The sequence below is a fragment of the Methanosarcina baikalica genome (assembly GCF_031461075.1).
GTDB classification, from domain to species: domain Archaea; phylum Halobacteriota; class Methanosarcinia; order Methanosarcinales; family Methanosarcinaceae; genus Methanosarcina; species Methanosarcina baikalica.
The window spans coordinates 35,671-52,032 of record NZ_JAVKPK010000025.1; the positions used below are offsets into that span (position 1 = coordinate 35,671).

Annotated in this window: 13 protein-coding genes; 9 read left to right on the forward strand and 4 right to left on the reverse strand. The window is 41.0% G+C overall.

Annotated features, from left to right (window positions below; all coding sequences use genetic code 11):
* Positions 1-80 precede the first annotated feature (80 nt).
* Positions 81-3,806 carry a hydantoinase B/oxoprolinase family protein gene (locus RG963_RS07860; RefSeq protein WP_310575713.1) on the reverse strand — a complete coding sequence of 1,242 codons (3,726 nt, stop codon included), beginning with the start codon at positions 3,804-3,806 and terminating at the stop codon, positions 81-83.
* Between the two features lie 381 nt (positions 3,807-4,187).
* On the opposite strand from RG963_RS07860, the gene RG963_RS07865 reads away from it, so the two are divergent.
* On the forward strand, positions 4,188-4,433 hold the full coding sequence (locus tag RG963_RS07865) for a hypothetical protein (protein WP_310575714.1): 246 nt from the start codon (positions 4,188-4,190) through the stop codon (positions 4,431-4,433).
* A gap of 37 nt (positions 4,434-4,470) precedes the next feature.
* On the opposite strand, the gene RG963_RS07870 is transcribed toward RG963_RS07865, so the two are convergent.
* Positions 4,471-5,331 carry a GNAT family N-acetyltransferase gene (locus RG963_RS07870; RefSeq protein WP_310575715.1) on the reverse strand — a complete coding sequence of 287 codons (861 nt, stop codon included), beginning with the start codon at positions 5,329-5,331 and terminating at the stop codon, positions 4,471-4,473.
* Between the two features lie 291 nt (positions 5,332-5,622).
* Here RG963_RS07870 and ade point away from each other — a divergent pair, with 291 nt between their 5' ends.
* The gene (gene ade, locus RG963_RS07875; protein ID WP_310575716.1) at positions 5,623-7,278 is read left to right on the forward strand and encodes an adenine deaminase; all 1,656 of its coding nucleotides are present in this window, start codon (positions 5,623-5,625) and stop codon (positions 7,276-7,278) included.
* Between the two features lie 516 nt (positions 7,279-7,794).
* Here the strand turns inward: ade and RG963_RS07880 are convergent.
* Entirely contained in the window at positions 7,795-8,208 is a 414-nt protein-coding gene (locus RG963_RS07880) for a hypothetical protein (RefSeq protein ID WP_310575717.1), read from the reverse strand.
* 404 nt (positions 8,209-8,612) lie between these two features.
* Here RG963_RS07880 and RG963_RS07885 point away from each other — a divergent pair, with 404 nt between their 5' ends.
* From RG963_RS07885 to RG963_RS07915, 7 genes are all read left to right on the forward strand, one after another.
* A complete protein-coding gene (locus RG963_RS07885) occupies positions 8,613-9,080 on the forward strand; it encodes a peptidylprolyl isomerase (RefSeq protein ID WP_310575718.1) in 468 nt (155 codons plus the stop codon).
* A 934-nt stretch (positions 9,081-10,014) separates the two neighbouring features.
* Entirely contained in the window at positions 10,015-10,221 is a 207-nt protein-coding gene (locus RG963_RS07890; protein WP_310575719.1) for a hypothetical protein, read from the forward strand.
* 634 nt (positions 10,222-10,855) lie between these two features.
* A complete protein-coding gene (locus RG963_RS07895) occupies positions 10,856-11,842 on the forward strand; it encodes an NAD(P)-dependent alcohol dehydrogenase (protein WP_310575720.1) in 987 nt (328 codons plus the stop codon).
* 545 nt (positions 11,843-12,387) lie between these two features.
* Complete coding sequence (locus tag RG963_RS07900; protein WP_310575721.1) at positions 12,388-12,684, forward strand: MscL family protein; 297 nt, start codon at positions 12,388-12,390, stop codon at positions 12,682-12,684.
* A gap of 105 nt (positions 12,685-12,789) precedes the next feature.
* Positions 12,790-13,086, forward strand: coding sequence for a hypothetical protein (locus RG963_RS07905; RefSeq protein WP_310575722.1), 297 nt, complete (start codon positions 12,790-12,792; stop codon positions 13,084-13,086).
* A 764-nt stretch (positions 13,087-13,850) separates the two neighbouring features.
* Positions 13,851-14,189: a hypothetical protein gene (locus tag RG963_RS07910; protein ID WP_310575723.1), complete on the forward strand. Its 339-nt coding sequence runs from the start codon at positions 13,851-13,853 to the stop codon at positions 14,187-14,189.
* A gap of 254 nt (positions 14,190-14,443) precedes the next feature.
* Complete coding sequence (locus RG963_RS07915) at positions 14,444-15,784, forward strand: radical SAM/SPASM domain-containing protein (protein ID WP_310575724.1); 1,341 nt, start codon at positions 14,444-14,446, stop codon at positions 15,782-15,784.
* 298 nt (positions 15,785-16,082) lie between these two features.
* On the opposite strand, the gene RG963_RS07920 is transcribed toward RG963_RS07915, so the two are convergent.
* Positions 16,083-16,362, reverse strand: a 280-nt coding sequence (locus RG963_RS07920; protein ID WP_310575725.1) for a hypothetical protein, incomplete at its 5' end; no start/stop codon positions are given.

The following is a 16,362-nucleotide window of genomic DNA, read 5'->3' on the forward strand; positions in this document are numbered from 1 at the left end:
TTTAACCAACCTACTTTTTAAATTTATTATTTTCTTTTTATTTTTTTATTAAGTTTTATTTCATTAATTCTTGTTCTATTTCAGTTCCATTTCAGTTCCATTTTATTTCGTTTTTTCCGGTTTTCCTGACTTTTCTTCTCGCCGTATCCTCCACCGCCCGGGGTTTCGATCACAAAAACGTCTCCGCTCTTTAGATTCACCTCAGCCTGCCCCCCAACTTCGAGAACACTTCCATCACTGCGGATGAGCGTGTTCTTTCCGCATTTTCCAGGCATGCCGCCTTTGAGCCCGAAAGGCGGGAATTTCCTGTGGCTTGAGAGAATTGCGGCATTCATGTCTTTCAGAAACCTTAGCTTTCTGACAACCCCGTTTCCACCCCTACATTTACCGTCTCCGCCGCTTCCTTTCCGGATGGAAAATTCTTCAAGTAAAACCGGAAACCTTGTTTCAAGAATTTCAGGATCAGTAATTCTGGAGTTGGTCATATGAGTATGGACAGCGTCAGCTCCTGGAAATCCGGGGCCTGCGCCTACACCTCCGCAGATAGTTTCATAATACTGGAAATCGGCATTTCCGAAGGTGAAATTATTCATTGTGCCCTGTGAAGCCGCCAGTGTGCCAAGGGCTCCGAAAAGGGCATCAACAATGTACTGTGAGGTCTCAACATTGCCTGCGACAACTGCTGTGGGAGGCTCTGGCCTGAGCATGGAGCCCTCCGGGATAATAATTTCAAGCGGCCTCAGACAACCCGCGTTCAGGGGAATATCGCTTTTTACAAGAACTCTGAAAGCATAGAGGACAGCAGCCATACAAACCGAAGCGGGAGCATTGAAATTATTTGGAAGCTGGGAAGAGGTACCCTTAAAATCGATTCTAGCACACCTGTTTTTGTGGTCAATTGTAACCTTCACTTTAATTGTGTTTCCGTCATCGAGCAGATATGTGAATTCTCCATCCTCAAGCCTGTCAATGACTCTTCTTACAGCCTCCTCGGCATTGTCCTGCACATGGCCCATATAAGCCTCAACAGTTTCAATGGAAAATTCTTCGACCATCCTGCGCAGTCCTGAAAGGCCCTTTTCATTTGCCGCTATCTGTGCGCGGATATCAGCTATATTCTGGTCAGGGTTTCTTGCAGGATATTTTCCTGAGCCCAGCCATGCCTTTAACCTTTCTTCACAGAAGCGGCCCTGTTTGACTATTTTCATGCCCTCGCTCAACACCCCTTCTTCTTCAATGATTCTGCTGTTAGGAGGTACGGACCCCGGGCTGATCCCTCCAACATCTGCATGATGGCCTCTGGAAGCCAGGTAGAACAAAATTTCCCCGGAACTTTCAAACATTGGGGTAACAACCGTGATATCAGGGAGATGGGTTCCTCCATTGTACGGAGAATTTATGAGGTATACGTCCCCGGTACGCATTTCCTTTAATTGCATATGGATAAGGGATTTTACGCATTCTCCCATTGAACCCAGGTGCACAGGAATATGGGGAGCATTTGCTATCAGGTTTCCCTGCCTGTCGAAAATAGCACAGGAGAAGTCCAGTCTCTCCTTTATATTTACCGAGTAGGCGGTGTTCTGCAGGGTATAGCCCATCTGCTCGGCAACTGACATAAATCGGTTATTGAAGATCTCAAGCATTACAGGGTCAGCATCCGTCCCTATAGCTGTGCGAGCAGGAAGAGGGATCTTCCGTTTAAGGAAAAGGTGGTTTCGTTCAGTGATCTTTCCTTCCCAGCCAGCTTCAACAATAATCGTAGTATTTTTCTCGACAAGAACCGCAGGCCCGCTTATACAGGCTCCGGGTTTGAGGTCGTCCCTCCGGAAAACCAACGTCTCATGGAATTCTCCGTAACTGTACATCTGAACCGTAGATATGGGGGAAAAAACAGGGTTTATTTCAGTTTTCAGCACAGGGTCAGAAACTCTTTCATTAATCCCGATGATCTCCACGGAAACAGCTTCAACAACTATGGCTTTGTCCTCCATTACAAACCCGAAGCGCTTTTTGTGAGCTTCCTCAAATACATTCCTGAGAGTGGCCTTATCTGCAAAATCCACAATCAGTAGCGTATCTGAGCCTGCATAACGCATATGCACCTTAAAAAGCGCGGCAATGCAGTCTTCCTGCATTCCCTGTCCCAGCATCAGGAGGCGGCCTTCGTTTTCAAGCCCGGAAAATACTGTTTTCAAATCCTCTATTAACGTGTCTGAAAGTTCAGTGCCTATATAGCGCTCTTTTATCAGCCTCTGGTCTGCAAGTCCCATGCCATATGCCGAAAGAACGCCTGCATAAGGATGAATGAATATGCTTTTGATTCCGAGGCTGTCTGCAACCCGGCAGGCGTGCTGGGCGCCGGCTCCTCCAAAACAGCAGAGTGTATATTCTTTTATATTATATCCCCGCTGGACCGAGATTTTCTTGATGGCATTGGCCATATTCTCAACTGCAACCGAAAGAAAACCATCGGCTACCTGTTCAGGTGTCCGAGGACTGCCTTCGCTTGAGACCTTTTCTGCAAGTTCTGCGAATTTCCTGCGCACAAGTCCGGCATCAAGAGATTGGTCTGCATTGGGCCCAAAAAGCTTCGGGAAAAATTCCGGATACAATTTTCCAAGCATAAGATTGCAGTCTGTAACCGTAAGAGGCCCATCTTTTCTGTAACATGCCGGACCAGGCTCCGAACCTGCAGAATCCGGTCCCACCCTGAACCTGCCTCCCTCATAGTGAAGTACGGAACCTCCGCCTGCTGCAACAGTATGGATACGCATCATAGGAGAACGAAGGCGCACACCTGCAATCTCGGTTTCAAGACTGCGCTCGTATTCCCCACTGTACTGGGCTACATCCGTAGATGTACCCCCCATATCGAAAGTGATGATTTTTTTTGCCCCTGCCATTTCCGAGGTTGCAACTGCCCCAACGATTCCCCCTGCAGGCCCGGACAGGATGCAGTCCTTACCCTGAAATACTTCTGCATCGGTAAGCCCTCCGCTGGACTGCATGAACATAAGCCTGGGACTTCTTTTAACTTCGTTTTCTTTTCCGTCCCCACTATCTTTTTCTGTCTCATCCCCGCTTTTTTTTTCCTCTTTTCCTTCTTCCAGGGATTCCTGTACCATATCAATATACCTGCGAAGTACAGGAGAGAGATATGCGTCCACTACTGTCGTTTCTCCCCTGCTCACGAGTTTTATTAAAGGACTTGCCTTATGGGACAGGGAAACCTGTGTAAAACCTATTTCGCGGGCAAGCCTTCCGAGTTTAAGTTCATGCTCGGGATATCCGTATGCATGCATAAGTACGATTGCAGCCGAACGGATTCCGGCTTTGAAAGCCGCTTCAAGCTCTTTTTTTGCATTTTCGAGGTCCAGGGGTACAAGCTCTTTTCCATCGGCTCCGACCCTTCCGGAAACTTCGATAACCCTTTCATAAAGCTGGTCCGGAAGTTCGATTTTCTGGGCAAAAATATCCGGGCGGTTCTGGTACCCGATTCTCAAAGCGTCCCCGAACCCCCTGTTTATAACAAGTACAGTCCGTTCCCCTTTCCGCTCAAGAAGAGCATTTGTACCGACTGTTGTTCCCATTTTCACGGAATCTATAATTTCAGCGGACAGGCGTGCATTTCCAGGCAGTCCGAGAATCTGCCGGATCCCGTGCATAGCTGCATCTTTATAGTGGCACGGATCTTCGGAAAGAAGCTTGTGTGTGATCAGTTTTCCATCAGGGCTGCGGGCTACGATATCAGTAAATGTGCCTCCGCGGTCTATCCAGAACTGCCATCTGGCTTTGGGGAACATGAAGAGAATAATTGTATAGGTGATATTAATTATTAATCGGATTTTGAGGTTTTAACCCAATTTTCATTAAAGCCAAAAATCATTTTTTCAAAATCCCTGCGAGGACTTGTATCATTATTGTTGGACGGTTAAAAGAGAAGAGAGGAAAGATTTAGAGAATCTGATGAATTCTTCGACAAACCAGTATTTAACATAATAAACCAACTGCAAGCTCACTCAGAAGCAAACTCTACCGCAAAAGCCGAACAAAAAACTGATGTGGATATCGGTATTGATATCAATACCGATATCGATTTAAAAATAGATTTGCCGTAGATTCAAACTGAGTTTGACGATTTAAAAGACGAACTTGAAAACTTAAATCCCAAACTTGATAGAGACTTGGATAAAATTCAGGATTATTTAGACAAGTTAAGCCCGAATTCTGACCAAGAAAAGTTAGTTGAACCCCTTAATAAATTGAATCGACTTCTCGTAAAATTGAGCGATCCTGACTCTAATTATAACAAGGTAATAACAGGAACTCAAAAAGGAATAGAATATGCACAAAAGCTTGGTAGAACTTATAATAAATTTGCCCAATGGCTTGCAATGCCTACGGTTCCAAAGTTGTTTCCTGGAAAATGATTTTGGTTCCTCTTTCACAGGTCGATATTAGAAACCTTCACCCGAGTTCCAAAGTAGTGACCCCGTAAACCTTTTCAAGGTTAATATCAGGTTCTTCCCGGCTGTACATCCGGATAGTTTTGAAAATTACGTTCATCCCATATTTATTTGCAATTTCCATTGCTTTTTTGTTTGGCTCCGGAACATCCAGATATATGGCTTCGTCCGGAACAGAGGCCTTGAGAGCTAGAAAGATTCTTTCTGCCGCTATGGGGTCATCGGCAAAAAGAGGGCCTATTTTGTATCCATTCTGGCATTTCCTTATAACTCCGTATCCTTTCAGCTTTCCTGCTTCAACAGCTGCAAAGGCATAAGAATCAGGTTGTTTAATCCATTTTTCCAGAAAAGTATCTCGTGGAGCCGGAAACATTTCCCTGTCGTACTCCAGCAGGCTTTCAAATGGCACATCTGAGACTTTTACAAGCCCATTCGGAAACTCGCCTCCCCCTCTTCCTTCAAAGCGCAGGTTGCTATAAAAGGACTTGAACTTCATAAGCTCCTGGTACTTCTTTTCGTTTTCCACTACCGCATCAAGCCCAATATTCCTGTTGCCCATCCTTTCCAGGCATTTTTCAGTTAATTTAACCCCTACTCCTTTATTCCTGAATTTGGGTTTAACCACATAGAGGCCAAGAAAACCAAAGGAATCGTCATATGCAACAGCAGAGACACAACCTATGGTTTCTCCTTCAACTTCTGCGATAAAAAAACCATCAGGATCGGTTTCATAAAATATTTCCCCGTCATGGATACCAGGGATCCATTCTTCGCCGGTTTCCATTTGGATCACGAATTCGACTTCATCCCGTCTCATTTTCCGGATTTTCAGCCCTTGAATCTCTGTATGACTTTTTCCCATGTATTGTTGTACTTTTGTATTGTATTTATAATTTATTTACTAAGTAATACTTTCTATTTATATTTCATTTCTCAACTAACATTTCCCTCAACTAATACTTTCTATTTATATTTCATATCATAACTAATACTTTTTAATTATATTTTTAGCTCTCTATTGATTACACCTTTTACGTTCGAATTTATTATTTTCATCCTTTCCACTCCATTTCCACAGCTTTCAAAACATCAATGCAGTCCAACATCAGCTTATTTGAAAATATTTATACATCAATGGTTGCAATGAATGATCATGCAAAAGTACCAGGGAATTATTGTTGATGCCATTTCCAGGCGGAAGTTCAAAGGTGAAATTGCCGTTGAAAACGGGAAGATCATCAGTATCGAAGAGAAGGAGCACGAGAATGAGCAGTACATCCTTCCGGGGCTTGTAGACGCTCATGTGCATATAGAAAGTTCGATGACCGTGCCTTCGGCTTTTGCCCGGATGGTAGTTGCAAGAGGTACGGTTGCAGTTGTTAGCGATCCTCATGAGATTGCAAACGTGATGGGGGAAGAAGGCATTGAGTACATGCTTGAGGATGCAAAAAAAGTCCCTCTGAAGGTCTTTTTCGGAGTGCCTTCCTGTGTGCCGGCTACGCCTTTTGAATCCGCAGGAGCGGTGCTGGATGCGGAGGCTGTTGACCGATTGCTGGCGAGGAAAGATCTGTATTACCTTTCTGAGATGATGAACTTCCCGGGCGTGATCCTGGGATTCCCTGAGGTAATGGCAAAACTGGAATCTGCTAAGAAGTACGGTAAAGTTATAGACGGGCATGCACCCGGTTTGGGGGGAGCCGACCTGCAGAAATATGTGGGCGCAGGAATTTCCACAGACCACGAATGTTTTACTTATGAAGAAGCTGTTGAGAAAATAAAGCTCGGGATGAAGATACTGATCCGGGAGGGGAGTTCAGCCAGGAATTTCGAGACGCTGTATAGATTGATAGATGAATACCCCGAATCGGTTATGCTCTGCACCGACGATTCCCATCCGGATACTCTGATATATGAGGGGCATATCGATAAGCTTCTCAGGCGCGGGCAGGAAAAAGGACTTGAGATCTATAACCTCATCAGGGCAGCAGTGATCAATCCGGTGGAACACTACGGACTTAATGTCGGGCTGCTGCGGGAGGGTGATCCTGCCGATTTTATCATTGTAGACGGCCTGAAATCGTTCAATGTGCTGAACACTTTCATTGAAGGAAATTGCGTTTACGATAACGGAAAGGTTCTTTTTTCAGTTGAAAAAGCTCCTGCAAAAAACGTTTTCAACCGAAACAAAATTTCAATTGACAAGGTAAAACTGGCTGTGCCTGCTTCTGAAAATAATGGGGAACAGCTGAAAAAAATCCGAGTGATAGTTGCTCAGGACGGGGAACTGGTCACAGGCCAGGAACTGGCCCTTCCAAAGCTGGAAAACGGAAATCTGGTTTCTGACCCTGCCCGGGATATTTTGAAAATTGTTGTCCTGAGCAGATATGCCGATGACCCTGTTCAGATAGGTTTCATAAAGAACATAGGCCTGAAAGAAGGGGCTATTGCGAGCAGCATTGCCCATGACAGTCACAATATAATTGCAGTCGGAGCAACTGATGAGGACATAGTCGGAGCCGTCAACAGGCTGGTGGAAAACCGGGGGGGGATCGTTGTGGGAACCACAGAAAATCTGCTTGATCTTCCACTGGAGGTTTCAGGCCTCATGAGCAATCTGGACGGAGAAGAAGTAGCTGCAAGATACCATCTGCTAAATGAAGAAGCCCGGAAACTGGGAACCTCGCTTATGTCGCCTTTTATGACACTTTCATTTATGTCGCTTCTGGTAATTCCTGAACTTAAATTGGGAGACAGAGGCCTGTTTGATGTGACAAAATTCGAATTTGTCGAGCTTTTTTCAGGTGAATAAGCAGAAAAAGTCCTTTTTCTACGTCATATACCACAAAAACATCTACTAAATATCACTTTTAAAATTAAACTGATTTTTCTGGTGACTGTTTGCTTATATTAATAAATGATAAGGTGCAATAACAAATTGGGGTGAATTATTGTGTATAAAAGCATGAAAATAGTAGGTTTTATCATAGTAACAACAGGGCTTGCTTATGCTGTAAAACAGATAATGCATAAGAAGGAATATCGTTCTGGTTTGCATAAAATAAAAGTAGAAGATGAAAAATGAACCGGTTCAAGGTATGGTTCTAATCCGGTCAAATACTGAATCGAATATACTAACTAAATTACTTTTACTTTTTTAAAAAATCTCTAAAATTAGAATCAAAAAGAACTGTTTGCTCACAGAAGCAGTTTTCCTGGCTGCGGTTTTCATACAGAGCATGAGAATTTTTACGGAATCCTGAAAAGTGCTTTTTTCCTCTTTCCACTTAGGTATTGAAGTTTCAGCCAGGAATTTCTGCCATTGCTTTTAAGCTTTGGAATATATCCCAATCATAGGCATGGTGCTATCGGGTTCTCCAAGGGTCGAATTGGCAGCTACGATCATGCCGTCCGGGTATTCGAAGTTTGAGTGTGCCATCCCTTCTATTGTGGGCTGCAGGAGAGGATACTCTGTAACTCGGGAGCTCAGGGTTCCATTTATGAGGTTAAGGTTGAGATCAAGTATTATTTGGAGCATGGATGTGAGAAAACTGAAGTTCAGGTCTATTTCCTTATCTTTCAGTTCAGTTTCGTTGTGTATTGACTCGAAATCTGTCCCATTATTTTCATCTTTGAGAATGGTATCCACTTCATGAGTTAAAACTGCTAAAGCTGGAAGCATAGATAGCATAACCAGAAGGATCACAGCTATCCGCAGGTAAAAAACCTGGAGTCTGTTCATAATACTTTTCCCCACTATTACTTATCGGAACTTAATGTAAATTTTCCCCGCTTAAAAATAAGCCATTTTGACTATAAAAGAATAGTGATTCATATAAAATAATAGAGCAAGTAGAAAACTTTCGTAAAGAGAAAATGAAAGGTTAAAAGATAAATTAACAGTTAAGACGCTATTCCGGTTTTTGGCTTCTAGCCTGCCTGAGAGAAACGAAAAGCATTGTTACTTATCCCTAAATTAGTACTCTTGAGAGAAGCGAAACGGACTTCGTGCTGCCAGAACGAAATTCGGCTGGCGAAGCATTTACATTCTAGCCGGACATACAATGCAGAAAAGCTGACAAAACAAGCCTACAAAAAGACAGGCACAAATAAATATAAGATTAAGAGATTAGCAGAGGAAGATAAATGGCTTTATGGAAGGGAAAAAAAGTGGTTCTGCACACCACTATGGGCGATATCACAATCGAGCTTTTTGAAGACATGCCGATTACGGCAGGAAATTTTGCAAAACTCGTGGAGAAAGGATTCTATGACGGAGTTATTTTCCACAGAATCATCGACAAATTCATGATCCAGGGTGGAGACCCTACAGGAACGGGTATGGGAGGACCAGGATATGAAATTCCTGACGAGTTCGCGAAGCACAACCGGAACGAGAAGGGGACCATCTCCATGGCAAATGCGGGCCCGAACACAGGTGGCAGCCAGTTCTTTATCAACCTCGTAAATAATACCCATCTTGACAAAATGCATCCTGTTTTCGGGAAGGTAATAGACGGCATGGACGTTGTAGATGCTATGGGAAAGGTGAAAACTGGCCGCCAGGACCGCCCGAAAACAGACGTGAAAATCATAAAGGCTGAACTGGTCTGAAATCCTTACATTTTAGGTAATTCCTTTTTTTATTTTTTTGTGTATCTGGACTCTTTTAACACATCCAATAAATCCGGTTTCGTCTTCAAATTGTGCTCCATGATTGTTTTTTCTGACTGCATTATATTTTTTCCAATAAAACACGGAAATTACTTTTCCAGATTGCAGGTGCTTTTTGTAGTTCTAATTAATTTCATTGTCTACAAGCTGCAGGGCGCGGAAAAACCTACTCTGAAATTTATTCCGATAGAAAACACCGCCAGCCCGAAAGGATGTGCACGCATCTCTTTTCCCCATATTTTCCCTGCTGGCGTTAGTTCACCTTTTCGTATTGGCACCGCATCTATCCTTGATTTATACCTGCGGGTTCGCTCTGGCGGCTCGGAAATATAATAGAGTACAGGACTGACAGATCGGAAACAGTCTAAATAATCAAATAATTTTTTGCTTTGCTAACAATTTTTGTTTTGTGTCTATAGGATATAAGAAGTTATGAAATTATGATAACTAATATTGGTCCTAATGTTATCGAAACGTACAAAATTAGATTATCGAGGCGCCGAATATGATTTATGTCAAATAATTTATAGATGTTACGAGAACTTATTTTGGGTATCATCACAAAAATAATGCTTTGAAGTTCCTTATCCTTGAAACCCTAATGTGGGCGAATGAACCATTGACTGTGAGAGACATTGAAAGTAAGACTGGTATTTATCATACCAAGATCAGCTGTGCAATGTCGCATTATCGAAAGATAGTAAAGCAGAATGGCAAGATAATAAAATTACCGTACATTCAGCGATTAGAGAAAAAAGGATCTAATGGACTATACAGATACAAGATAACGATGCCTGGCATAAAGGCATAATTATCCTGCTTAGGCAGAATAAAGCGGGGTTATAGTCTTAAAAGGGGTGGCAAAACTCAAAGAATGGAAATCTATGGTAAGTGGGATCATAGTAATCCAAAAACGAGAGAAGATTATAATGTCACCCTTGAAATACTTGTTCCTTATTTGGGTCTTAGCAGGAGAGGGCATAAACTAGAATTCAAGATAAAAGACATATTTGACATGGAAACATACATTATAGACCACCCAGACTTCTTTGATAATAGAATAACAAAAAATACTGATTGACTCTTTTCAAAGACCTTAGTGTGCTTAATTTTGCATCTCAAGTGTCTAAAGTTCTAATCCTGTTTTACACAATTTTAGAGGGCTTCGTAGAGCCCGCCATAAAAATATCCTATCATACATAGAAGTCTGGCATAATCCTTCTACGTATGTTGTCGGGTTTAATAATGGATAGGACTAGAACCATACCTTGAACCGGTTCTTTTTTCCTCTTCTTCTTTTGTCTTATGCCAGCCACACAGACAACAACCTTCTTTGCAATGCATGGTACGTATATGTTTTACAACACAAGCAAATCCTATAGCGGCTAAGATATAAATCACTATTTCCATAAATTTATGCATAGTTATTCACTCCACTCTATTATTGTACCTTATCGTTTATGAAGATACGCAAGCAATCAGAAAGTTGTCATCATACAGCAAATGAGTGACACATATGACTACAAAAACACAGAGTATCGACGAGATAGCAGAAAAGATTGTTTCTATAAGAAAGAAACATTTACTGGTTCTCTATTGGCATCTTCAGTTTCTCTGATATAAAGGATTCAATCCATCTGCAATCGCTTCCGAGTCTGTAAAACAGATATAAACTAGATAAAATGACCAAACCTGACAAATCAGGAGGAATACTTATGAAGGCAATTATATGCACAAAATATGGTCCGCCGGAAGTTCTTCGGCTGGTCGAGATTGAAAAGCCTGCTCCCAAGGACAATGAAGTGCTGATAAGGGTTCACGCGGCAACCGTAACTCCGGCAGATGTCGCTTTTCGAAAGGGTGATCCCTTCATTTCAAGATTATTCACCGGCCTCCTTAAGCCGAAGTTCACACCGGGGGACGAGATAGCTGGGGAAATTGAGGCTGCAGGCAAAAACGTCAGGGTATTCAAGAAGGGGGACAAGGTTTTCGGATCAGGCGGTACTGCTTTTGGTGCTCATGCAGAGTACAAATGCCTGCCCGAGGAAGCGGCGCTGGCAATAAAACCGGCCAACGTGAACTATGGGGAAGCTGTTGCAGTCTGCTATGCCGGACTGACTGCACTGCCTTTCCTTCGAGACAAGGCAAGTATTAAGAGCAGGCAGAAAGTCCTCATCAATGGTGCTTCCGGATCCATAGGCACTCTTGCGGTGCAGCTTTCCAGATACTATGGGGCGGAAGTGACCGGCGTATGCAGTACAGCGAATCTGGAGCTGGTCAGATCGCTTGGTGCTGATAAGGTGATAGATTACACCAGAGAGGATTTCACCAGAAGCAGCCAGACCTACGATATCATTTTTGACGTCGTGGCTAGGAGCTCATTTTCACGATGTAAAAATTCACTAAAGCCAGGCGGTGTCTATCTTACCACTTTCCCTTCGTCGGGAATAATGCTGCAGGCGATATGGACCTCGAAGTTTAGCAGCAAAAAGGCAATGTTTGCGGCCACGGGTCTGAGACCGGCAAGCGAAAAGGTGAAAGATCTGCTCTTCCTCAAAGAGCTAACCGAGGCCGGAAAGATAAAACCGGTCATTGACAGGCGCTATCCGCCGGAACAGATCGCCGAGGCTCACAGGTATGTTGAGAAAGGGCACAAGAAGGGAAATGTGATTATAACTTTTGAACACAATGACAAAACCTGACAAACTTCCGGATTGTGCTTGGCCTGCCAATGTTCATCGGGGAAGTGTCATTTGTCATGTGGCTTTTGTTTAAGGGTTGAGCAATACCGGAAATGGGATGATGAAGTTGATTCCTTAAGTGTTTGAGAAGCAGGAGACAAAAAAATAAGGTATTGTCCGAATTTAAACAGCTGAATGTGGAGCCTTCCGGGATTATTTTGTCCATTTGGCTACGAGCGATAGCCTTGGCCTTTGTACGTGGCTTCTAGGTATATGTGCGTGGTTAGGCATGTACGTTCTTCAGGGATAAACTTGCAAAAAATAGTTATGCTTGGTTCCCATCACTACAATTCCTAACTCGATAGAGATTCTACGCCTTATTAAAATGGCTGGAATTTATGAAGAAACTGAATGTACTTGATTTTGTATCTCAAGTGCGTAGGTCCTAAATTATAAAAACAAATCTTACAAAAAAGATCTATAGTGCAATAGTAATAAATAATTGAGAGTTATCTGTTATTTAATATAAATATAATTCTATTTTGGAGGAGGATATCATAGGACTTATGAGTGATTTTAAAGAGTTTCTTTATGAATACAAGGTAATTTCACTGGCTATTGCTTTAATCATGGGTATCGCATCAACCGCGTTTATAAAATCATTTGTTGATAATATCGTCATGCCGATTATCACACCTTTTATTCCAGGCGGGGCCTGGCAGACTGCAACCCTTCAACTAGGGCCGATAGTACTTGGCTGGGGTGCCTTTTTAGGAGAATTGATAAACTTCATCATTATTGCATTTGTGGTCTTTATCATTGCAAAAAAGATGTTAAAAGAGGAAAAAGTGACCAAAAAGTAACCAGAAAACAGCCATCTTTTTTCTTTTTTATTTATTTTTTCAGGAAGAGAACGAAAAGCGGTATCTTGGAAAAAATTATATGAGTATGTAGCAAGAGAACTTTATATGATAGATCCTTCTAAATTCAAGTTGTTTATAAACGACAACGATTTTACAACTGCCAAGAACAAAAAATATATTTCTGAATTAGAGGCTGATTTACGCTCTCCGATAAAAATAAATGAATCACTGTTCTTAGAAGGTAACTTGGGTACAAACTATATTATAGAAAATATTCGCAAAATGATGAAAAAATTTGGTATCAGTGAGGATGAGCTCGCAATAAAACTTCAAAAGGAAACAAAAGCACTTGAGGAATTTAATTATATGGAAAGTGAAGAAGCCGAGCCCAACACAATGTAGATACCATGATGTAATCAAACAAAAAACATAAGAGGATTTCGAGAAACCCCGATTTTTGGTCGGTTGTTTATAAGAGGTATAGAAGCAATTTATTGAAATAAGATGTTTTTCGAAATTCTCATAAATTACTGGAATTTTTCGAAAATAAGGCAATTCAATCAAACACGTTTAACATTGAGAATTGAAAAACAAGAAATAATAAATTTAATGCGAGGGGTTGGATTCGAGCCCACCTTTGATACCAGACCTTAAGCACGTCGCCTTTGACTATAACTCACCCGAAAACAGCAATACATAATATGGAACAGTGCCATCATTTTTTGAAAAAAACGTATCATCACCCTTTATATACGAGCCGACGAAATTATTAAATTGTCTTTCTGGGTTGTTGACTGCCAAAATAATACCAAACAAATCAAACCACCTTACGGGAAGATAACATCTCAAACTGATGATACCATACATCGAGCCTATCCCAAAACCCGTTTTTGTTCCCATATTCATATGGTTTTATAACTACTTTCCTGATCAGAGCTCGAGTAATTATTTCAAAATTGAAATTAAAAGAAGTACTTTTTGAGTTTTGGAATCAGCTCGCTAAATATGGATCCCGTTTTTTTGGCATCATAACAAACGACTCTATGATCTTCAATCCCTTTTTGATTTAACCCTTTATTTGTAAAAAGTGGGTCTCGAAAATAAGAAGATTCGGAACTACTGGCATAATACAAAATATTAAATAGTAATACTAATTACGTTTATACATGTCTGGAAAAGTTGGTGAAGCCGTCTCATCTTCTACAAGAGTAAAGGCAAGGAAACAAATTGAGGATGCTTTAGATATACTTAAGGCAGGCGACGATTGTGGATGTGTTAAAGATCAGGGATGCTGCCAAGATAAAGGGTGTTGCAGAGAAGGAAAATGTCCAGCCGAAATGCCTGCATCATGTCCTGGAGAAATGCCTGCATCATGGGGATGTGCTGGAGACAATTTCTCTATAAATATTAACGCTCATCAGGAGCTTATCAAAGATTTTATTATTGAGAATAAAGAATCCGTTGTAAAATATTTCAAAGAAAAAGGCGTTAATTTAAATAAGTGAATAGTGATTTTTCGCGCTATAAGATTTTTTGGCTCTTCGAGTGGGTAATTCATAAATCACTTTCTAAATAAGGGTGCAATACATATAATGTTTGAATACATTTTGTTTGGAAAACCACATTCAAGATAGATGTTATCTAGTAGAGTGGTCACTTTTCAACCGAGTAATTATTTTCATCCCACAAAAAAAGCAAAGAGCCAGATTTGTTAATTTTCTTTTCGATAAAAACATAGCTATGTGAAGTGGGATAAATCATGATTATATTCAAAAATGAACAATATCTTCCCTGTTCAATACCTGAAATTTCATACACATATGAAAGAAAAACAATATCTGATAAAGAAGCCCCGCTCTATTTAAGAGAAGATTTGTTTGTTTATCCTAAGAATACGGGGTTTATTGTTGAGAATAATAATGGTCAATTTTTAGTGGATTCCATTGATTTGCTACAATTGATTCGGGGAATAAGTGTGAATGATATCTGTCATAACGAGACAGATTTCGAAGAGATTGAACAATATTATCGCTATGGTTTGATAGGATACGAAAAAAATACAACTGCTAAATTAATAATCCCGGAAATCAATCAGAGATATTTTAATTTGTACGATATTTCACAGACGACATGGTTTTGCCATATCCCGTTAAAAATTGAACTTGATATAACAAAAAAATGTAATCTTCAGTGTAAACATTGCTCGAGAGATGCTTCTCCGATAACAACTGAAGGTGAAATGTCTCTTCAGAATTATGTTGATGTCATCCAACAGGCTGGTAAAATAGGAGTTCCTGAATTCTCATTCATGGGAGGAGAGCCAACCTGTAATCCATCATTTATCGAATTAGCCACAGTTGCAAGAATGTCGGGCATTCGTACTCTGTCCACAAGTACAAATGGTTGGCTAATAAATGAAGATCTTGCAAAAAAAATTGCTATTTTATTTGATTCAGTGCAGGTAAGTATACATGGTGCTGATAGTAAAACTCATGATACCATTGTTGGCCGACCAGGAGCTTTTTCCCGAGCATGTAAGGCGATAGAATTACTCAAGGAACATGGTGTTCCTTCATTAAATATTTCATGTACGGTTATGAATGAAAATGCCCACCAGATGGATGCAATGATTCAGCTTGCACGGGATTTGCAGGTACAGTCAATTCGTTTCCTTGTTTTATTTTCTAAGGGAAGGGGTTGCCAACTCAATCAATGGAAGATAGAGGAAAAACTTGAAATGGCAAATAAACTTAGGACCTTAAGCGATAAAAATATAAATTCTTTAAAAGTTCAAAGTGGGGGTTTTCCTTCCTATTATATGATAGGAAACAATGCAGCAATATACGGTTGTCCGGCAGGAAGATCCCTTATGTATATCAGTGCAGATGGAGACGTGCGAGCCTGCGGTAATCTAGATCACACAATTGGTAACATTCGCGATAAGAAGATCATGGACCTATGGCATAGCGATGCGATGATTGGATTACGGAAAAAGCCCTCTTGCGATTGCCCATATACAGATATATGTGCTGGAGGATGTCTTTCAAATGAATATTGGAGTAAAATGTTCAATATCGACACAACTCCAATAATGACGTGAATTCTTGAACTATTAACTTCTAAATATCTTTTCGTGAATTGAGAGTAAGTTTCTATAGAAGCTTATCCCAAAACTGACCCATTTTTAATGAGTAAGAGTTTTCAGAATTGCTTTTCATGATCAGAAACTCAATTAATTATTTAGAAATCAGGGTCCAGAGAGGCAATTTTGAGTTTTGGGATCGGCTCAATGTTAAAAAAGCTATCTGAAAAATAGTTGTATTTTGATTTTTTGTGGGGAGAGTATGTCGAACTCTCCGGCACATAAGTTATTTTTTTGACTCATTGATTATACTTGTTCACTGGCCTTCTTCACAGACTTCTTCTTCTGGAGTTGCTTCTTCACAAACTTCTTCTGCTGGAGCTGCTTCTTCACAAACTTCTTCTTCTGGAGTTGCTTCTTCACAGACTTCTTCTTCTGGAGTTGCTTCTTCACAAACTTCTTCTTCTGGAGCTGCTTCTTCACAAACTTCTTCTTCTGGAGTTTCTTCACAAACTTCTTCTGCTGGAGTTGCTTCTTCACAAACTTCTTCTGCTGGAGCTGCTTCTTCACAAACTTCTTCTGCTGGAGCTGCTTCT